The sequence below is a fragment of the Streptomyces zagrosensis genome (genome assembly GCF_014203645.1).
Taxonomy (GTDB): Bacteria; Actinomycetota; Actinomycetes; order Streptomycetales; family Streptomycetaceae; genus Streptomyces; species Streptomyces zagrosensis.
Window position 1 is genome coordinate 237049 of record NZ_JACHJL010000002.1, and the last position, 20208, is coordinate 257256.

General features: G+C 68.0%; 16 protein-coding genes and 1 CRISPR repeat array (1 of these 17 only partly in view). Of the genes, 10 read left to right on the forward strand and 6 right to left on the reverse strand.

Features of this window, described 5'->3' with window-relative positions; all coding sequences use genetic code 11:
- Positions 1-72 precede the first annotated feature (72 nt).
- The 5 genes from FHS42_RS04655 to FHS42_RS04675 all read right to left on the reverse strand — a co-directional run bounded on the left by FHS42_RS04655 (position 73) and on the right by FHS42_RS04675 (position 4516).
- Positions 73-726, reverse strand: coding sequence for a hypothetical protein (locus FHS42_RS04655; RefSeq protein WP_184569239.1), 654 nt, complete (start codon positions 724-726; stop codon positions 73-75).
- Entirely contained in the window at positions 726-3302 is a 2577-nt protein-coding gene (locus tag FHS42_RS04660) for a hypothetical protein (RefSeq protein WP_184569240.1), read from the reverse strand. The genes FHS42_RS04655 and FHS42_RS04660 overlap by 1 nt, the downstream gene beginning before the upstream one ends.
- A gap of 13 nt (positions 3303-3315) precedes the next feature.
- Positions 3316-3693, reverse strand: coding sequence for a DUF6507 family protein (locus FHS42_RS04665; protein ID WP_312866724.1), 378 nt, complete (start codon positions 3691-3693; stop codon positions 3316-3318).
- A 162-nt stretch (positions 3694-3855) separates the two neighbouring features.
- A complete protein-coding gene (locus FHS42_RS04670; protein ID WP_184569241.1) occupies positions 3856-4167 on the reverse strand; it encodes a pore-forming ESAT-6 family protein in 312 nt (103 codons plus the stop codon).
- 16 nt (positions 4168-4183) lie between these two features.
- A complete protein-coding gene (locus tag FHS42_RS04675; protein ID WP_184569242.1) occupies positions 4184-4516 on the reverse strand; it encodes a hypothetical protein in 333 nt (110 codons plus the stop codon).
- 673 nt (positions 4517-5189) lie between these two features.
- Here FHS42_RS04675 and FHS42_RS04680 point away from each other — a divergent pair.
- Positions 5190-5585, forward strand: a complete 396-nt coding sequence (locus tag FHS42_RS04680; RefSeq protein WP_281392702.1) for a BlaI/MecI/CopY family transcriptional regulator — start codon at positions 5190-5192, stop codon at positions 5583-5585.
- A 3-nt stretch (positions 5586-5588) separates the two neighbouring features.
- The gene (locus FHS42_RS04685) at positions 5589-6602 is read left to right on the forward strand and encodes a M56 family metallopeptidase (protein WP_184569243.1); all 1014 of its coding nucleotides are present in this window, start codon (positions 5589-5591) and stop codon (positions 6600-6602) included.
- Positions 6603-6716: 114 nt separating this feature from the next.
- Here FHS42_RS04685 and FHS42_RS04690 read toward each other — a convergent pair whose 3' ends face one another.
- Positions 6717-7292: a TerD family protein gene (locus FHS42_RS04690; RefSeq protein WP_184569244.1), complete on the reverse strand. Its 576-nt coding sequence runs from the start codon at positions 7290-7292 to the stop codon at positions 6717-6719.
- A 955-nt stretch (positions 7293-8247) separates the two neighbouring features.
- Between FHS42_RS04690 and casA the strand changes: the two genes are divergently transcribed.
- The 8 genes from casA to FHS42_RS04730 all read left to right on the forward strand — a co-directional run bounded on the left by casA (position 8248) and on the right by FHS42_RS04730 (position 19886).
- On the forward strand, positions 8248-13317 hold the full coding sequence (gene casA, locus FHS42_RS04695; RefSeq protein ID WP_184569245.1) for a type I-E CRISPR-associated protein Cse1/CasA: 5070 nt from the start codon (positions 8248-8250) through the stop codon (positions 13315-13317).
- On the forward strand, positions 13314-14192 hold the full coding sequence (gene casB / locus FHS42_RS04700) for a type I-E CRISPR-associated protein Cse2/CasB (RefSeq protein WP_184569246.1): 879 nt from the start codon (positions 13314-13316) through the stop codon (positions 14190-14192). The genes casA and casB overlap by 4 nt, the downstream gene beginning before the upstream one ends.
- 265 nt (positions 14193-14457) lie before the next feature.
- Positions 14458-15705, forward strand: coding sequence for a type I-E CRISPR-associated protein Cas7/Cse4/CasC (cas7e, locus tag FHS42_RS04705; protein WP_184569247.1), 1248 nt, complete (start codon positions 14458-14460; stop codon positions 15703-15705).
- On the forward strand, positions 15702-16496 hold the full coding sequence (gene cas5e, locus FHS42_RS04710) for a type I-E CRISPR-associated protein Cas5/CasD (RefSeq protein WP_184569248.1): 795 nt from the start codon (positions 15702-15704) through the stop codon (positions 16494-16496). Before cas7e ends, cas5e begins: the two co-directional genes overlap by 4 nt.
- Before the next feature lie 19 nt (positions 16497-16515).
- Complete coding sequence (gene cas6e / locus FHS42_RS04715) at positions 16516-17250, forward strand: type I-E CRISPR-associated protein Cas6/Cse3/CasE (protein WP_184569249.1); 735 nt, start codon at positions 16516-16518, stop codon at positions 17248-17250.
- Positions 17247-18194, forward strand: a complete 948-nt coding sequence (gene cas1e, locus FHS42_RS04720; protein WP_184569250.1) for a type I-E CRISPR-associated endonuclease Cas1e — start codon at positions 17247-17249, stop codon at positions 18192-18194. The genes cas6e and cas1e overlap by 4 nt, the downstream gene beginning before the upstream one ends.
- A complete protein-coding gene (gene cas2e, locus FHS42_RS04725; protein ID WP_184569251.1) occupies positions 18191-18550 on the forward strand; it encodes a type I-E CRISPR-associated endoribonuclease Cas2e in 360 nt (119 codons plus the stop codon). Before cas1e ends, cas2e begins: the two co-directional genes overlap by 4 nt.
- 400 nt (positions 18551-18950) lie before the next feature.
- Complete coding sequence (locus tag FHS42_RS04730) at positions 18951-19886, forward strand: cyclase family protein (protein ID WP_184569252.1); 936 nt, start codon at positions 18951-18953, stop codon at positions 19884-19886.
- A gap of 296 nt (positions 19887-20182) precedes the next feature.
- A CRISPR array of direct repeats spans positions 20183-20208; the repeat unit is 28 nt; it runs 1222 nt beyond the window's last position.

Genomic DNA, 20208 nt, shown 5'->3' on the forward strand with positions numbered 1-20208 from the left:
TGCGGCAGCGAAATGACTTGGCCATTCGAAAATGCCCGTCGATGACAATCTTGTCACCGACAAGAGATATCATCATTCCTCGATAAAATGGCCTTCCTGCCACATATCACTCACCGTCCCATCTGCTTCCAGATGAACATCAGCACCGGTAGCGGTGGGAATGGCGTAATACGTAGGACCGTCAGGGTCAGTCTCGTCACCCATTTCTAGAGCAACACTGTTCAGAACGTCCGTCAATCTCTGGTGGTTCAGCGCATAGATGTCGTCCTGCTTTCGACCTCGCAGGTCATGTGACAACCACGCATCTGAGTACGTTTGCAAGTAAACGGCCACATATCCCGAGGCCACAATGGCCCCGAGATAGAACATCTGATCATCCAGTTTCGCACCCATGGGCGTCATACGGTAGCCCGCGCAGTACATAGAAGTATCAATCATTCCCACCATTCCGGGCCGCAATCGCCCGCGCACCTCCTCAGTTATACGATGCCGCTGCGCATCCAGATCGCCAGCTAGGTCAATGGGAAAGTGTTCGTCGAAAAGAGAGGAATTACTCGAACCACGCTCCATTACAGAGAAGTTGAGGCGTGACTCACCCACCGCCATTTTCTTTTCGCGTAGCGAGCCGAGCAAAAACATTTGTGCCCGAGCGCAGGCGTCAATCGGATCAGCGGGCTCTTCTTCTCGGGCCCACCCCCATCGAGCGATGGGTTTCGAAGTGATCACTACACTTCCCTTGGATAGAAATCGCCATTGGGTGGCACATAGAGAGTACCGTCTTCCACCCGTATGGCGAACATGACTTTTTCGTCGGCATAGTATCTCTGCAAACGCTGCGGCATGTTCGCAGCCTGAAGGTCCGCCAAGGTACCCTTAGTCTTTAGTACAAATATCCTCCTATCTGCGTCACTTTTAGTGAGCTGCGTAAGGCTCGCTGAGATTTTCTGAAACAGTTTTTTTGGCTGTGCGATATCCTTGAACTGATACCCGTACGTAGTGCCGTCTGCGGAGCGAGCAAAAACGTCCATGTCGCATGGACGCCCTTCCTTAAGCCCTTCTTTTACGGAGAAGGAGACCTCATTGACGCCGCTCCCGTTTAGCCGATCGCCTAACTGTAGCTGATCAATAACCCCCGAAAGCATGGACGGTTGGCTCATGTCGGACACTAGGTCATTCAGCCCCTTACTCCCGTCCAATCTTCCCGAAGCCAGAATCTCTGCCGCTCGTTGGCCTCGTGGATCTGAAGCAAGGTTACGCAGAGCTTTCTCCAAGTCGTTCGGCTTGGGCTGCGCCCGATTCCCGAATATCTCCCGGATCGCTCTTTCCTCGTCCCCTCCCCGGCTCATAGGGCCGGTGGGGCCAAAGTCTTCCGGCTCCAGGTGACGTGGAAAGTCAGGGTCCTGAGGCGCGAAGCCCGTTGGCTCCCGCGCGGCATCGTCACCAGCCGAACCCGGCTCAGCCCCGCCGGCTCCCTCATCCGCCGCCCCCGCCCCAGGCACCTCCCGGCCAGGCCCAGAACCAGGCACCTCCCGACCAGGCCCGGAGTCAGGCACATCCCGGCCGGAACCAGGCCCCGGCCCATCGCCTGGTCCGCTCGGTCCGCTCGACCCAGGCGGTCCATCGGGCCCCGAGGGCCCGGAGCCGCCACCAGGTACGTCGTTGCCCGCGTGTGCCACCGGGCTCAACGGGGTCCGGTCACCGATCGATCCGGGGCGCTGCACGTTACCGTCAACGCGAGCCGCATCGTCGCCGACCCGCGCCGCGTCGTCGCCCTGCCGCCCGCCCACCGCGGCAGGCTCGGGCTCCGGGACCCGGGCCGCCGTGTCGGGTGGGCGGCCGGTGGGGGAACCGTCCGGGACGCGCGCCCCGCTGGGGGCCTCGCCGTCCAGGGCTGCCCGGTCGTTCGCGTTTGGCTCGTGGACCGCCTGCTCACCCTGTTGCTTGACGGTGCCGTCGGAGTGGCGGATGGTGCCGTCCGGGTCGATGAAGGTGCCATCGGGCATCCGGACGGAGCCTTCGGGTACGTCCAGGCGCGGGACGCCGTTCGGCAGCTCCACACCCGCCTTGCCGGGCGGTAGTTGGGGCATGTGGGGGCTGGTCGGATCGAAGATCTGGCCGTCCGGCAGGCGGATGGTGCCATCCGGGAGGTCGATGCCCCTGACCGTGGTCAGGCCCTTCAGGCTCGCGGTCACATCGCCGATCTTCGGTAGCTTCCCGAAGCCCGCCGCGCCGGCCTTGACGATGTACGCCATGGGGTCCACGGCCCTGCCGACCTTGCCAGCCGTCGCGGCGATCTTTCCCGCCGTGCCCGCCTTCGTCGCGGCTCCCACGCCACCCGTCCCCACGGTGGTGATGACGTTGAACGCGACGAGGCCCGCAGCCTTGCCTGGGTTCTTACGCCACTCGTCCCAGGCCACCAGGGACTTGCCCACTGCTTTGGTGGTCTTGACGCTGTCGTCCGCCCACTTCTTGACGGCGCCGTGGGGAAGCGCGTTGTACACGGCGAGCCCGCCGGGAATCGTCAGGATGGTCAGCCCCGTCGCAAGCTGGCCCAGCCCCTTCCAGGACTGCTTGAACGTGTCCCACCCCTGGAAGCCGACGAGTCCACTGAGCCCTTTGAGCGTTCCCCATACGCCCTCGACGATGAAGCCGTCCCAAACGAAGCTCTTGGCCCAATGGCCGATCTCCCAGGCGTGGTGCTTTTCCTCGACGACCTTGCCCCAAGGGGCTTCGCCCGCCTTCTTCATGTCCTCGACGCTGAAGCCGTACATGTTCTTGGCGCCGGACCCGTCGTCTACGAGCCACACCGTGCCGCCGTTGACCAAACTCGTGATCTTGTTGGCGGCGGTGCGTTCGGCGGCCCAGAACTGAGCCACGGCCGTCGAGACGTCCTGGTGGAGGTCGGCGTTCTTCTCGATCTTGTCGCCGTCGTACTTCCAGTCGTCGTCGTCCTTGATGTCCTCGACGAAGGCTGCGGCCTCGACCTTGAGGCTCTCCAGCCTCTTCACGATCGGCCGGACCTCGCTCGCGTATCCCTCCAGTGCGGAGGCGACCGTGCCCAGGTCGTCCGCAAGCCAGTCGGCAGTGTCCTTGACCGGCTGAGTGGTGGCGAAGAGTTGATCGGCCTCGGGGGCCTGGTAGAACGCCGAAAGCTTCTGGAACTCCGTATGCGTGTCCGTACCCGTCCCGCGGATCTTGCCCGCATCCCCCCGCAGACCCGTGGCGTTCTGCTCCAACAACTCCAGGTTCCCCGTGAACGTAGGGATACCCGAAGGATCAATCCGGTCCGGTATGTCACCCATTGCGGCCCCCCGCCTACTTCTTGTCCCCCTGCGGCTTACCGAAGTCCGGATCGGGTTGCTTACGCGCCTCCCGCTGGGTATCGGCAGCCATCTGCAAGTTGCCGTTCATGTACGCGGTCGTCGCATCGCTCGCGCCCTGAATGGACTTGGCCGCGCGCGCCGCGATGAACCGAAGGTCCTTCTCCGACTGCGCCGCGAATTCCGAGAGCGCCAACCCCACCAGCCCGGCCTCCGGCTTCTCGCCCCCCATCGCCAGTGTTCCCGCGTTGGTCGCCGCGCTCTTCACATGCTCGCCGAAGGACTTGGCCTGCCCCTCGATCTCCTTGGCGATCGCGATCGTCGCCTCCAGCGTCCGCCCGATGTCCGGGGGCCGTAAGTCCCAACCCGTCACCCGCTGCCTCCCCACCGTCGGCGGCCCCGTGCCCGGTCGGGCCCGTGACCGTCGCTTCCGTGCATGCCAGCCCCAGTGGGCTCAACCGTTCCCAACGGCCCATCCGCCCGGCGATGTGAGCTCTGCCGAGCCCTGCCTCCGTCCGGGCGCTCGTACCTGCCCTCAGCCGATGCCGTCAACGGCCGACTTGGCGCGGCTCAGGGCCGACTGGGCCGTGCCGTCGTTCTTCTCCAAGGTCGTACGAACGAGGCGGATGATCTCCCGCACCTCGTTGGCCGAACGGTTCCAACGCTGCTCAGCGACGTGGTACTGATCGGACACGCCATCCGCCTGGAAGTCGGCCATGGCGGCCTTGACCTGGCGGTCGCGCTCGGTGATGACGGCCTCAAGCCGGGCCACGATGCTGCCCAGGCTGCCCTGCACCTCGCTGGAGGCGCCGCCGTCGTAACTGTTGCGGTCGGCGTTGGTGCCCATGCGTGTTCCCCCTCAGTCAGCGCCCGCCGAAGCGGGCCGCGTCGAAGTTGGCGGACGCCATCGACTGGCTCGCGTTGTCAGCCGCCTCCTGGTCGCCGGAGGTGAAGGCCGCGTCCATGCCTGTCTGTCCGCCCAGGATCTGGGCCAGCGCCGCGTTCAGTCCTGCGGTGACCTCGTCCGAGCGGGCCTTGAACTGATCGAAGGCCGCCTTGCCCTGGCCGTTGAACTTGCCCTCCAACGGCTGGGCGGCGTCCACCAGTTGCCTGATCAACCCGCCGAGGTCGTCCGAGGAATAGCGGGACTGACTCGTCAGCGTGGAGAGCGTCTGATTGCCCATATCGAACCTCATGCCCATTGGTAACCCCTCCCGCGCGGGCCCCGTCCACGACATCAGACGCGACCCGTGGATCACACGTCGTATGGACGCGATGACAATGTGCTGATCACAAGTACACAGCGACACCCCGATCCGGTGCAACGTGTACCGGACACTGAGACATAACACTTACATTCCACGGCACCAACTGCCGCCGTGCACACGGTTTTTCGGCCACCAGCCGACGCGTCTGCCAGTCGATGCGAGGCTCCCGCGGCCATGCACGACGCGACGCGTCGAGCCGGCCTCACCCGCCCGGCTGCGCTGTCCCCGCCGCCCGTCACCGAGCCGCCGCGCATACGCCCACTCCAGCGCCCGGGCCGCCCCCGCCCACCAGCCCTCATGCCGTACGCTCTCTCGGATCGGCCAGGACGAAAACGGCCCGCCCAGAACCGCACCGGATCGTACGGGTCCGCATTGTCCTCGGGCCTGGAGCGGACCGGACGCCGCCAGCAACCAGGGGCATCCGAACACCTCCATCGATCAGGGACAGGCGCGGCGGGAAGGAGCGGGGCCGGTGGGTGACGATGCGCGGGACGCAGGCGGGGGCGGGGCCGGAGCCCGGCCTGGGGCCGGAGCCGAGGCCGGGGCCGGGGCCGGAGACCAGCCTCCGCCCGCCCGAGGGCGCAGGCGTGGTCAGGGGGAGCTGGAGGCGCTGGTGATGCGGGTGTTGCAGGTGGCCGGGGAGCCGGTGACCGCCGCCCGGGTGCAGCGGGAGCTCGGCGGCGACCTCGCGTACACCACGGTCGTCACCATCCTGACCCGGCTGCGCGCAAAGCACAGCGTCACCCGCCACCGATCCGGCCGGTCCTTCCTGTGGGCGCCCGCGGCCGATGAGGCGGGGCTCGCCGCGCAGCGGATGCGGAGCATGTTGGACGGCCACAGCGACCGGGACGCGGTACTCGCCAGCTTTGTGTCCGGGCTCTCGGACGAAGACGAGCGGCTGGTACGCGAACTACTCCAGGGCGCGCCCACCGACGCGGACGACCCCGGCGTCCCCCCGGAAAACACCGGGCACGCGGGGAACCAACGGGAGCCCTGACCCATGGGAGTCTTCGTCGTCCTCCCGCTCGTGCTACCGCTGACGGCATGGCCGATATCGCGGCTGGCCGAGCGGCGCCTGCACCCCCGCACCGCCACCATCGCCCTGACCGCTGTCGGCGCGATCCTCGCCCTGTGCAGCACGCTGTGCCTGGCCCTGCTGGTCGTCGTCGGCACCGCTCAACTCCCCGGCAACCCGCTGCCGGACGGCTGGGCCGCCCCGGAGGTGCGAGCCGCCGTGCCGTACGACGAGAACGTCGGCATCGCTGCGATCGGCGCACTGACCCTGGTGGCGACGGCCTGCGGCAGCACGCTGTGGCGCCACTACCGGGTACGCAACGGCGCCTGGCGCGCACTGGACGGGCTGCCGACCGAGGCGGCGCCGGCGGCAGCGGCAGCCCAAGCAGTCGCAGCGGGGGCGAAACCACAGGCGGGAGCAGCGGCGCCGGTCACCGGGCTCACCGTGTTGCCGGACCAACAGCCGTACGCGTACGCCCTGCCGGGCCGGTCCGGCCCCGGGCGCATCGTCGTATCGGATGGCATGCTGGCCGGGCTCGCGGCTTCGGAACGCCGGGCGCTGCTCGCACACGAGCGGGCCCACCTCGCCGGGCGGCACCACCGCTATCTGCTGGCCTCGCGGCTGACCGCGAGCGCCAACCCGTTTCTGCGCCCCCTACGGACCGCGGTCGCCTTCAGCGCGGAACGCTGGGCCGACGAGGACGCCGCCCGCCAGGTGGGCAGCCGCCGCGTGGTCGCCACGGCGGTCGGCAAGGCCGCGCTGCTCTCCGGGCCGGCGCTGGCGCCCAGCATCGCGAGCTTCGCCGCGGCAGGACCGGTGCCGCGCCGCATCGCCGCGCTGCTCGGGCCCATGCCATCGGCACGGCTGTGGCCACCCGCCGATGGCTCGCTGTGTGCGGCGGCCCTAATCGCGGCGGCCGGCACCGCGGCCTCGGCCCTGTCCTCGCTCAACGCGGCGGTGGCACTGTTCGTGGTACTGACGGCGGCTACGCCGCTGTGACGGGCCCCTACCGAACGCGGTGACCGCGGACCGCCGGGGGCGCGGCGGCCCGCGGCGCGCAGGAGGGCTGCCCGGCCAGGGGCGGGTCCGGGCAGCCCTGGTGGGTGGGTCGGGTCAGACGCTGACGCCGAAGTCGCTGGCGATGCCGGCCAGGCCGGACGCGTACCCCTGGCCAACAGCGCGGAACTTCCACTCGGTGCCGTGCCGGTACAGCTCGCCGAAGACCATCGCGGTCTCGGTCGATGCGTCCTCGCTCAGGTCATAGCGGGCGAGCTCGACGTTGTCGGCCTGGTTGACCACGCGGATGAAGGCGTTACGCACCTGACCGAAGCTCTGGCCACGGGACTCGGCGTCGTGGATGGAGACCGGGAAGGCGATCTTGGTGATGTCGGCAGGCACGGCGGCCAGGTTCACCTTGACGGCTTCGTCGTCTCCTTCACCTTCACCGGTGAGGTTGTCGCCGGTGTGCTCGACCGAACCGTCCGGGCTGGTGAGGTTGTTGTAAAAGACGAAGTGCTGGTCCGATGCGACCTTGCCCGAGTCGTTGCACAGCAGGGCGCTGGCGTCGAGGTCGTAGTCGGTACCGGTCGTCGTCCGCACGTCCCACCCAAGCCCGACGATCACCGCGGTCAGCCCCGGCGCCTCCTTGCTCAACGAAACGTTGCCACCCTTGGACAGCGAAACTCCCACGATGCTTCCTTTCCCCTGCGTTCGCCCTCGTTGATTGCCCTGTCAAAACTACAGCACTGTAGAAATTCGCTGCTGGGGTGGTTCGGCGGAGGGCGCGTATGTGTCGATGCAGGCCATCGTGCCGGTCCCCACACGGGCGAGGGAAGCCCTGGCACGCCTCGGAGGCCGCTGCGGTGCGTGTGGTGTGCTCCCCGCGTGAGCGGGGGCTGGGGCCTAACTGGGGCCGTCGGCTGCTGCTGACGTACGGTTGGTACCCGCGCGTGCGGGGGTGGCCCTCCGAAGGAAGTCAACGCGAATGCTCGGCACCAGTGGTCCCCGCGCATGCGGGGGTGGCCCCTGGGATACCTACGTCCTCAAGAAACCTGGACCGTGCTCCCCGCCCCCTGCGGGGTTGAAGGTTAGGTACTCCACCGCGATTGCACGCGATGGAGTACCTGGCAGGAAATCTTCTCTACTCTCCATACTGGGATACCTAAGACCCTAACTGAGGTACACAAGAGAAGGCGTCGGCCCCTAACCTCCCTGTGTTGTACGTTAGTTGGCGTCACGCAAGGGTCGTCGCGACCCCGGCGAGCAGCCCTCGCGCGTACGCAAAAAAGCCGAGCCCCTTGATGCTTCATCGCGCCAACGAAGAAGCGGGGCCCGGCCCGTTCCCCCCAGTCCGACATGAACAGAAAGGGAACCCCTACATGTTAGGCAGTCCGTCAAACCCGGGCCAGCCCAGCGATCCTCCCGTAACCCAACTCGACCTCTTGCTGGTCCTCATCGCCGCAGCGCCGTCCGCCCCTTCGCCACTTACTCCGTGGCTGTGGCACGGCGCTGTTGTCGTCTCGGTGTGGGCGATAGTCACGCAGGCCAGGCCGCACGGGCGTGACACCTGATCGACCGCCTGAACCCCGGCCGTAGACCGCCTCGCTTCGTCATTCGACGCACCGCTCCTCCAGGGAGTTGAGCCATGTCCCCTACGTCCATGCCCGCAGGACCACCCCAAGGCAACGCGCCCTTCCCGAACCTCTCCCCCGCGGCGAAGACCGTCTGGGCGAAGCACGATCGGCCCTCAGACTCCTGGCTACCGCTGTGGCGGCATATGGCCGACAGCGCTGCGGCTTCAGGGAAGTTGTGGGACGAGTGGGTGCCGCGCAACGTCAAGTGGCTCGTGGCCGAGGCATTCCCCGAGGGAGACTCCGACGCTCGTCTAGCGTTGACGTTTCTGGCCGCCGCCCACGACACCGGCAAGGCCACGCCAGCCTTCTCCTGCCAGGTTGACCCCCTCGCCGACCACATGCGTACTGCCGGACTCCACATGCGTACCGCCAAGGAGTACGGCACGGACCGGCGGATGGCGCCGCACGGGCTTGCCGGACAACTGTTGCTCCAGGAGTGGCTGGCTGCGGAGCATGGATTGAGCGCCCGGGTCTCCGGGCAGTTCGCGGTGGTGGCGGGCGGACATCATGGCGTACCGCCCGAGCATCAGCAGATCCATGACCTGCAACTCCGGCCGCATCTCCTGCGTCATCCCGGGTCAAGTGAAGCGCTCTGGCGGAGTGTTCAGTACGAGTTCATGGATGGCTGCGCCGAGCTCACGGGCGTACGCGAGCGGCTGCGGGCATGGCGAGAAGTGCGCCTTCCCCAGCCCGTCCAGGTGGTGTTGACGGCCGTGGTGATCTTGGCCGACTGGATCGCCAGTTCCCCCGAGTTGTTTCCGTACGACCCCGCCTCCTGGCTGCCCGCGGGGCCGGCCGGTGAGGCACGTCGGTTGCAGGCCGCCTGGCAGGGACTTGATCTGCCCGGGCCATGGGCGCCCGAGGAGCCCGAGCAGCCTGCCGACGTGCTGTTCGCGGAGCGGTTCGACCTTCCGCCGGGCGCGAGAATTCGGCCGGTGCAGGCAGAGACCGTGCGGATGGCGCGCGCCATGCCGGCCGCTGGGTTGCTGATGATCGAGGCGCCCATGGGCGAGGGCAAGACCGAAGCCGCCTTCGCAGCGGCGGAGATCCTCGCGGCCAGAACGGGTGCTGGTGGCTGTCTTGTCGCGCTGCCGACGCGCGCGACGGGTGACGCCATGTTTCCCCGGCTTCTGGCCTGGTTGGATCGGCTGCCGCTGGGCGGACCCCGCTCGGTTGTCCTCGCACACGCCAAGGCCGCGCTGAACGACGTGTGGGCGGGCATGATGCAGCATGGCCAGCGCTCCATCATGGCCGTGGAGATGGACGCCTCCGAACGGGCCGGCGAACGACGCGTACAGCAAACCGACCAGGCCAGCGAAGTGCGAGAGCGGCGTGCCGAGCCGGCCGGACTCCATGCGCACCAGTGGCTACGAGGGCGCAAGAAGTCCCTGCTGGCGTCGTTCGCGGTCGGCACCATCGACCAAGTCCTGTTCGCGGGGCTCAAAAGTCGGCATCTGGCCCTGCGGCATCTGGCGGTGGCAGGGAAGGTCGTGATCATCGACGAGGTGCACGCGTACGACGCGTACATGAGTCGCTACCTCGACCGCGTTCTAGGGTGGCTCGCCGCCTATCACGTTCCGGTGGTGCTTCTCTCCGCGACGCTCCCCGCCGACCGGAGACGGGCGCTGCTCGCCGCCTATGCGAGGGCCGGGGAGGCGGCGGAAGCGTCGTCGCACGATGGCCGCGGGGCGCCGGATGACACCGACTACCCGCTGATCACGGCCGTCGCGCCGGGGGTCGAGCCACTTACCGCGCGGCCCGCCACCGCGTCAGGGCGGCGTACGGAGGTGTCCGTGGAGCGGCTGGGAGATGATCTCCCGACCCTCATTGACCGCTTGGCCGCGGAACTCGTCGATGGGGGCTGTGCCCTGGTCGTGCGGAATACGGTGGACCGGGTTTTGGAGGCGGCCGACGCTTTGCGGGGCCGGTTCGGCGATGGTGCGGTGACCGTGGCGCATTCGCGCTTCCTTGCCGCCGATCGCGCCGCGAGGGACGCCGAGTTGCGCAACCGCTTCGGCCCGAACGGAGACCGTCCCACAGGTCTGCACATCGTGGTCGCCAGTCAGGTAATCGAACAGTCGCTCGATATTGACTTCGATCTGTTGGTGACCGATCTGGCGCCCGCTGACCTGCTGCTTCAGCGGATGGGGCGGTTGCATCGCCATCCGCGCGCACGCCCGCCGCGGTTGTCACAGGCTCGCTGTCTGGTGACGGGTGTGGAGGATTGGCAGGAGTCGCCCCCTGCCCCCGTACGCGGATCGATCGCGGTCTATCAGGGCGAGTTCACGCTGCTGCGGGCGCTGGCCGTACTCGGCCCGCATCTGGACGGCGCGCCGCTCGTACTTCCTGACCACATCAGCACGTTGGTGCAGGCCGCTTACGGTAAGGCGCCCGTGGGCCCGGCCAACTGGGCCGATGCCCTGCACGAGGCCCATGACAAACATGTGACGCTTCTGGCGGACAAGCGAAGTCTCGCCGAGTCTTTCCTGCTCGGGCCGGTGCGTCGGGCGGGGCGACCGTTGTACGGGTGGCTGGGCGCTGGGGCCGGGGACACGGACGACACCGGTGCAGGTCGAGCGCAGGTTCGGGACTCGGCGGAGAGCCTTGAGGTGCTCGTCGTACGGCGGCTACGGGACGGCCGGCTGACCACAGTGCCCTGGCTCGACCGGGGGCGTGGGGGTCTGGAGCTTTCCACGGACTTCCCGCCGGACAGACGTGCCGCCGAAGCTGTCGCGGCCAGCGCGATCTCACTGCCTTGGCAGTTCTCCGGGCGGTGGTCGATCGACCGGACCATCGCCGAACTGGAACGTTTCGCGGTTCCTGCCTGGCAGGCCAAGGAATGCCCTTGGCTGGCAGGGGAGTTGATCCTCGTCCTCGACGAGGATTGTCAGACCCGTCTGGCAGGCTTTCGCATCAGGTACAGCAGCGCCGACGGACTGCGTGTGTCGTCCGCCAGCGCGCCCACGACGGCCCCCGGCCTGCCTGGAAACGGGGCCGGTTCAGGAGAGGACGAGGCACGTGAGCGGACGGCCGAAGAGCCCGGCGCACGCACCGTATCGGCGGACGCACCAGCGCCCGATCCGACTGCGGCGGACGGGACTCATACAGGGGCCGGTTCCGAAAGCCGCGCCTCGGCCGGTGCTTTCGTGGTGACCGGTGGGGTGGCAGAGGTAGGTGCGGTAGCGACAGGTCCGGCGGCAGAGGCTCCGGTGGTGGCTAGTGTCAACGCGCCTGCTGGACCTCCGTCGTTCGACCTGCTGACGGCCCCGTGGGTGCCGGTCCAGCGAATCGACGGGAGCATCGACGAGGTGTCCCTGCGGGAGGTCTTCGTCCAGGCGTCCAAGCTGCGGCGCCTGGTTGGTGACCTCCCCACCCAGGAGTTCGCCCTCCTGCGGCTGTTGCTCGCGATTGTGTACGACGCGCTGGACGGGCCGGAGGAGTTGGAGGACTGGAGCGAACTGTGGCACGACGCCGATCCGTTCGCGGCGGTGCCTGGATATCTGGACCAGCATCGCGCTCGTTTCGACCTCCTTCACCCACGTGAGCCGTTCTTTCAGGTGGCCGATCTGCGTACCGCCAAGGACGAAGTCGCATCGCTCAACCGCATCGTGGCCGATGTGCCCAACGGCGACCCCTTCTTCGCCATGCGCCGACCGGGCGTGGAGCGGTTGTCGTGTGCGGAAGCGGCGCGCTGGCTCGTGCACACGCACGCCTTCGACCCGGCAGGCATCAAGTCCGGCATGGTGGGCGATAGGCGTGCCAAGGCCGGGAAGGTCTATCCGCTGGGGGTGGGGTCTGTCGGGACCCTGGGGGGTGTGTACGCCGAGGGCGCCACGCTGCGCGAGACGCTGCTGCTGAACCTGATTCCGCTGCGTGAGGACGTCGTGGGTGTTGGCGATGCCGACGCGGGCGCGTCCGACTGCGACCTGCCTGCGTGGCGGCGGCCACCCGTGGGGCCCGGCCCCGACGACGAACCCGGCGGGCGGCGTCCGCGCGGCCTGCGTGACCTGTACACCTGGCAGTCCCGCCGGGTCCGGCTGCACCACCGTGACGGGCAGGTCACCGGCGTGGTCCTCGGCTATGGTGACCCGCTTCAACTGGCCTCGCCCTGGCGGCTTGAGCCCATGTCGGGCTGGCGCCGCAGCCCGACGCAGGAGAAGAAGCAGGGCCGGTCCACCGTCTACATGCCGCAGCAGCACGACCCGAGTCGGGCAGCCTGGCGTGGGTTGGCCGGTCTCCTGCGCGCCCAGCGAGCCGCGACGGACGAGGCACGTCGAGAAGCGGCCAAGTCCTTGCCCCCCGCCGTCGTCACCTGGGCCTCCATGCTGGCCACCGAGGGCGAACTGCCCTCACTTGCGCTCATCCGGGTGCGACTCGTCGGAATGCAGTACGGCACGCAGCAGTCGGTCGTGGACGAGGTCGTAGACGACGCGGTCGTGCTGCCGGTCATCGTGCTGCACGGTGAGAACCCGATATATGGCAGCGCGGCGATCGATGCAGTGGACGACGCGGACAAGGCGGTACGCGCGCTCAGCCAGCTCGCCGGGAACCTGGCCAGAGCGGTGGGATCGGAATCCGGCTCCGCCATGGCGACCGCCCGCGACATGGGCTTCGGGGCGCTCGACGGCCCGTACCGCAAGTGGCTCACCAGCCTCGCTGCATACTCCGACCCGCAGGAGGCCAGAGCCCGGTGGCAGGTGACCGTGCGCCGTTACGTCCTTCGGCTAGGCCGCACCCTGCTCAACTCGGCCGGCTCGGCGGCGTCCGAGGGACGAGTCGCCGACATTCCGGGCCTCGGCAGCCGCTGGATCAACGACGCCCGCGCCGAGTTGTGGTTCCGCAGCCGGCTGAAGCAGGTGCTGTCGCTGGCCGACTCGGCCGCGGAAGGGGCGGGTGCCGAGGGTCACGTAGAGCTGGCCCCAACCCCACCGCTTTCCGGCACAGGTTCCAGTGCGGGCCTCGCTCACAAAGCCAGCGGGGATCACGAGCACGGTGACGATGACGATGACGAAGACCGCAATGACCACGACAAACACAACGACCAGGACGACCAGGACGACGGAAAGGGTGGCGCCGTATGACGACGGTCAAGCGGTCACCGGCAGCTAGCTCCCCACGCCCGGGACGCAGCCACGGAGCGCGGCTGGGCGCCACAGGGTTGGCGACGGCCCGCTACATCAGCAAGTTGCAGGGCCAGTACCGCAACGACAACCCGGCCGGAGTCGCGGCGGTAGCGCGCTTACGACGCGGAGTTGGCAAGAAGGCATTCGAGGACCCAGAAGCGTGGGGCAGCGGCGCATCGGACGGGCTGGCGCTGGCCCGCGAGGACAAGCTGAATGCCGAGAAGGCCAAGGAAGGAGCCGCGCCCTCACCGCTCCTCTCGGCCAGCCAGCGGAAAGCGAAGGAATCGGCCGAACTCGCCGAGGAGGAAGCGGTCCATCTCGCGGTGGCCCTGTGGGCCCTGCACCAGCAGTCCGTGCGGGACGCGGACATGCACGCACCCGGGTGGGGCATCGGTCGTTCCGTCCGCCGGCTGGCGCAGGGGCGGACCGGTGCGGCGGGCAGCGAAACGGACGGCTCGGGACCCAACGGCGCTCCGCGCGCCAACGCCGAGGGCCAAGCAGGCGAGGGCCGGCCGGAAGAGACGCTGAACGAGGCGCTACGCAAGCGCTTCGTACGGCTCGGCACTGCCACGTCATTCACCAACCTCGGGGTCAGGCTGCGCGAGGTGGTGCTCCTCCTGCGGCAGGCGCGGATTCCCCTCGACTATGCACGGTTGGCCGACGAACTGCGCGCCTGGCAGGACGTGAGTCGGCGGGCAGACATCCGCCGCTCCTGGGGCCGCGACTTCCATGCGTCGGGTGGCCACAACCCTCGGCCCCAACCCACCGAGGAAGCCCATTCCGGCGAGACCGACAGCGAACTCGCGGAGGACGCGTACGACACCGGCGAATAGACCCTCCCCTTCCGCACGCATCACGCCCCGCCGCCACGTACCGCCCGAGTCAACGCCACGGGCACGGGCCCCGGCGGACAGTGGCAGCCCGTACCCGGCGCGCGGACCAACTGGCGGCGCCCGAGCGCCCGCACGCGCCTCGGCCCGCGGTCCGCTGGCCACCTTGATGACTGACCTAGCGCCCCCCGACGATCGACCGCTCCCCATCCACCGCACGCCCGAAGCGCCAACCCGCCCTTCGACACGACGAGAAACGGAACGCCCGGTGACGCGAACCATCCTCGATATCCACATCCTCCAGACCGTCCCGCCGAGCAATATCAATAGGGACGATACGGGCGCTCCCAAGACCGCTGTGTACGGCGGCGTACGACGAGCCCGCGTATCCAGCCAGGCGTGGAAGCGCGCCACCCGGAAGTCCTTCGAAGACCTCCTGCCCGCCTCTGAACTGGGCGTGCGCACCAAGAAGGTCGTCGAAGCCCTGGCCGAGCGCATCATCGTGCTGGACCCGCAGCTCGGTGCTGCCCCGACTGCGGAGTCGGCGTCGGCAGCACAGCCATCCGTGGCGATCGAACTCGCCGCCGAGCTCATCCACACCGCCACCGGCTCCAAGATCGAGGTGCCCAAGCGCAAGGTGAAGGACCCCGACGCCGATGGAGCTGGGCCCGTCGCCCCGGAGTCCTCGTACCTGATGTTCCTCAGCAGGCGGCAACTCGACGCGTTGGCCGCGCTCGCCGTGGAAAAGGGTGCAAAGGGCGGGGTCTCGGGCCTGAAGGAGTTCTTCAAAGAGAAGAAGGAGAACAAGGCACTGGCCCGGCAGGCGGTGGACACTCGGCACTCGGTGGACATCGCCCTCTTCGGTCGGATGGTCGCCGACTCCAGCGACCTCAATGTCGAGGCGGCCACCCAGGTCGCCCATGCGATTGGCGTGCACGAATCGGAGATCGAGTCGGACTACTACACGGCCGTGGACGACAAAAACACCGACGCCGAATCCGGCGCCGGCATGATCGGCTCCATCGACTTCAACTCCGCGACGCTCTACCGCTATGCCGCCGTGGACGTCAACGAACTACAGCGCAACCTCGGCGTCGGGCTGCGCACCGGCGAAGCCCCGTCAACGCCGGTGGAAAAGGCCGTGGGCGCCTTCCTTGAAGCATTCATCACCTCGCTTCCGACCGGAAAGATCAACACGTTCGGCCACCACACCCTCCCGGCAGCGGTGATCGTCAAGCTGCGGTCCCGGCGACCCATCAGCTTCGTCGGCGCCTTCGAAGAGCCGGTGAGGCAGGCCACGGGAGGTGGGTTCCTCGCCGGGAGCTGCGAGCGCCTCGCCACGCACGTGAGGGACGTGGAGAGGCAGTACGGGGCGCCCAAGGACGAGCAGACCTGGGTGCTACGAGTAGGCGACGACACCCAGGCGCTCGCAGGTCTCGGCACCGAGGTGACGTTGGCGGACCTCGTGGCCGGTGTTAAGGGCGCGGTGGCGCAGCGGCTGGAGGCCGGGGCGTGAGCGTGCTGCTGCTGCGGCTCGCTGGCCCACTCCAGTCGTGGGGCTCCGCCGCCCGCTTCAATCGGCGCAGTACGGAGAACGCACCCACGAAGAGCGGCGTGCTCGGGTTGCTCGCCTCGGCACAGGGCCGCACGCGTGATGCGGACCTCTCCGACCTGGTGGCGCTGCGGTTCGGCGTGCGCATCGACCAACCCGGCTCGCGGCTGCGGGACTTCCACACGGCGCACCACGCCGACTCCGGCAAGGCTATGCCGCTTTCGGAGCGGTTCTACCTCGCCGACGCCGTCTTCGTAGCGGGGCTTGAAGGCGACACTCTGTTGCTCCAGCGGCTCTACGAGGCGTTGCTCGAACCACGCTTCCTGCCGTTCCTCGGCCGCCGCTCATGTCCCCCATCGCAGCCGTTGGACCTGGGACCTCCGAGCGAGTCCACGTTGGAAGAGGCGCTGCGGGGTGCCGAGTGGCAGGCGTCCCGTTGGCACCGAAAGCTCATCGGGAGGGAGACGCGCCGAGATGGCGGCGAGAGCTCCCACTCGCTGGATCTGCTGATCGACTGCCCGCCGGACCAGATCCCGGACTTCTCGCTCCGGGACGCGCCGCAGAGCTTTGACCCCCGCCACCGGCGCTACGGGCTACGCGGGGTGCGTGGCACGCAAGCGGGCGTGCCACCGGGCTCAGCCAAGGACGCGGCAGCACCACCGCACGACCCGACGACCTTGCTGACGCCCGCGCTGCCCGGCTCCGACGCAGCCGTCCCGCAGGCACCACCCCCGGCACACCCGACGACCGCCTGATGTACCCGAGGACCACCTGATGTTCCTGACTCAGTTCCGCGTCAACACCGGTCGCCCCGAGGGTCGGCGGCTGCTGAGCTCGCCCCATCTGATGCACGGCGCCGTGAACATGGCCTTTCCCGAACCGCCACCCCGGGACGGTTCCGGCCCACGCGTCCTATGGCGCATCGACCGCAATCAACAGTCGCGGATGACGTTGTTCATCGTCAGCCCGTCCCGGCCCGACCTCACGCACCTGGTCGAGCAGGCGGGTTGGCCGACCTTGGACACCCCGGGTTGGCAGTCGTTCGACTACGCGGCGTTCCTCGATGCGTTGGCGGCGGGCGATACGTGGGGCTTCCGGCTCACCGCCAATCCCGTACACAACATCCGCATGCCGGACGACGCGCCGGGGACCCGCACCAAGCGCACCGCCCACCGGACACCCCACCACCAACTGCGATGGCTGCTGGAACGGGAGGAGACGGCGGGTTTCGAAGTGATACGAAAGCCCGCCGACCGTCAGTTGCTGGAACACGGTGACGAGCATGAGGTCATCGTCCGCGACTATGTCCCGCTTCAGTTCGGTCGCTCGGCTTCCCGCTCCGCACGAGACGATGTGCGTTTCACCCGGGTCACGTACGACGGACGGTTGCGTATCACCCAACCCGAGGTCTTTCGCCGCACTCTCACTCACGGACTCGGCAAGGCCAAAGCGTACGGCTGCGGCCTGATGACGTTGGCTCCCTTGACGCCCCCGCGAGGTGAGCAATGACCACCGTCGGCAGCCGGCGCGAGTCCACGCCTCGCGAACTCACCCGGGTTGGGGACCGCATTTCCTTCGTCTACCTGGAGCGGTGCACCGTACACCGCGACGACAACGCGATCACCGCCACGGACGTGGACGGGGTGACCCACATCCCCTCCGCGACCATCGGCACCCTACTGCTCGGCCCCGGGACGCGAATCACGCACCAGGCCATGTCCGTTCTCGGCGAATGCGGGGCCGGTGTGGCGTGGGTGGGTGAGCAGGGTGTGCGCTTCTATGCCGGTGGGCGCGCCCTGACCCGCTCCTCGGGCCTGGCCGAAGCGCACGCCACGGCATGGGCGAATCGGCGTACCCGGTTGGAGGTGGCCCGGGCCATGTACCGGCTGCGCTTCCCCGGCGAGGACACCGCCGGTTGCACCCGACAGGACCTGCTCGGCATGGAGGGCCGGCGCCTCAAGGACTGCTATCGCCTTGAGTCGGCCCGCACCGGAGTCCCCTGGCGGCGGCGCGACTACCACCGGGGCGACTTCTCTGCGGGCGATGCTCCGAATCAGGCGGTGACGGCAGCGGCCCAGTGCATGTACGGCATCACCCACGCGGTCGTCACCGCTTTGGGCTGCTCTCCGGCGCTCGGCTTCGTCCACTCAGGCCACGAGCGATCGTTCGTGCTGGATGTGGCAGACCTCTACAAGACCGATGTCGCCATACCCGCAGCATTCGACGCGGCAGCAGAAGGCGAGCAAGACGTGGCGACCCGCACCCGCAGGGCACTGCGGGACCGCATCAAAGACACGGGGCTGCTAGACCGCTGCGTACGCGACATCAAGCAGTTACTCAGCTACGAGGAACCCCGCGACCCGGCCACAGCCCCAGACCGGATGACGCTGCAATCGGACGGGGACACGTTCGTGGAAGGCGGCCGGAACTATGGGGATGAGCCGATCTGGTGACCGTCATCATCCTGGCCAACTGCCCCGCGGGGCTCCGCGGCTTCCTCACCCGCTGGCTCCTGGAGATCTCCCCCGGCGTCTTCCTCGGCTCCCCATCGACCCGGGTACGCGACATCTTGTGGGAGGAGGTCCGCCAGTACGCGGGAAAGGGCCGCGCCTTGCTCGTCCACCCGGCCGACAACGAGCAAGGCTTCACCTTCGCCACTCACGATCACGCCTGGCAGCCCAAGGAGCACGAAGGGCTCACGCTGATCCACCGCCCCGCCCCGAAAACCCACCACGAGGAGCCCCGCACCGCGCCCCCGCCCCAACGAGGCTGGAGCAAGGCATCGAAACGTCGGCGCTTTGGGAGCTGATGGAAGGTGGGGATATGTTCCAGTTTGACACAGGGCTAGCCATGAAAAGCGGTATGCCGGACTCCGCGGAAGTGAGTAAAAACCGCCGCTCAGCGGAGTAAAACCGCGGGTGGGCAACTGTGGTCCTCGCGCGTGCGGGGGTGGTCCCCCGGCGCGTCCGCCAAGATCAAGCAGACCCTAGTGGTCCCCGCGCGTGCGGGGGTGGTCCCGAGGCGATGGTGTGGCGCCTGCTCGGGCAAGCGTGGTCCTCGCGCGTGCGGGGGTGGTCCGACAACGCCGCGCGGCACACCACGGTTCGTGGGACATGCGGTCGCCGAGGGCCAGTTTCATCGGCCGGACTACAGGGCCACTTCGTACATTCTTGTTTGCTCCCGATCCGCACTGCGCGGAGGATCGGGCCATGAACGAGAACGGTGAGCGGTGGCGTGTGCGGTTCGACGCCGAAGTGACCTTCAGCAACGGCGGTGGCCTTCAGACTCAAGGATTTCGACTGGACGTGTCCGGGCCGGATATCGGCGATCGCGAAGTGGCCGATTTGTTCGTCCGGCAACTAGGGCTGCTGATGGTGGACGACGTACGGATCACTGGGCGCGAGACCATATCGGAGCCGCACAAGGGAACACGGAACGCCGCCGACTCCCGGGCCGCCCCCGGCCCATACGGTGCGGCCGACCGCTCTGTCATCGAACTCAGCCACACCGTCCGGCACGGCATGATCACCTACCCCGGTCTGCCCGGACCCGAGATCAGCGACCACATCTCCCGGGAAGCGTCCCGGAACAGCTACGCCCCCGGAACCGAGTTCGTCTTCGGCCGTATCTCGATGGTCTCCAACACCGGCACCTACCTCGACAGCCCCTTCCACCGCTTCCCCGATGGCCCCGACCTCGCCGGACTGCCGCTCGGCAAGCTGACCGACCTCGACGGTGTCGTCGTACGGGTACTGGGCAGCGAAAGACGGTCCGTGGAACGCGAACTGCTGCTGCCCCACGACGTCGCGGGCCGGGCCGTGCTGATCCACACCGGTTGGTCGCGACACTGGGGCACCGAGCAGTACGCGAACGGCTATCCCTACCTCACCGCGGACGCCGCCGAGTGGCTGGTCGAGCAGGGAGCCGCCCTCGTGGGCATCGACTCCCTCAACATTGACGACGCCGACGACGGCACCCGCCCCACGCACACCGCCCTACTGGCCGCGGGCATTCCCATCGTGGAACATCTGCGCGGTCTGGAACACCTCCCCCCGAACGGCTTCCGCTTCCACGCCGCGCCCCCGGCCATCGAGGGCATGGGCACGTTCCCGGTACGGGCCTACGCGGTCGTCGGGAGCAGTTAGCGGCGCTGGACGGACCACCGAGCGGGAGGTGGCGAACGCGGGCTGGGCTGGGCTGGGCTGGGCTGGGCTGGGCTGGGCTGCGGAGGATCGCCGAGTTTGCTGCGTGGGACGCGTGGCCGCGATGCGGGTCGGCGCGGGGTGTCGGATGGGTGGTGTGATCGGTTACGTTGTGGCCTCTTGTGCCGGTGCGATGATCGGGGACGGCTTCTTATTTGAGGGATTTGCGCAGTATGCCGGAATTTGAAGAAGTGAGTAAAAACCGGGGTGGCGCTCGGTAAAGCCGCAGGTCGCGAACTGTGGTCCCCGCGCATGCGGGGGTGGT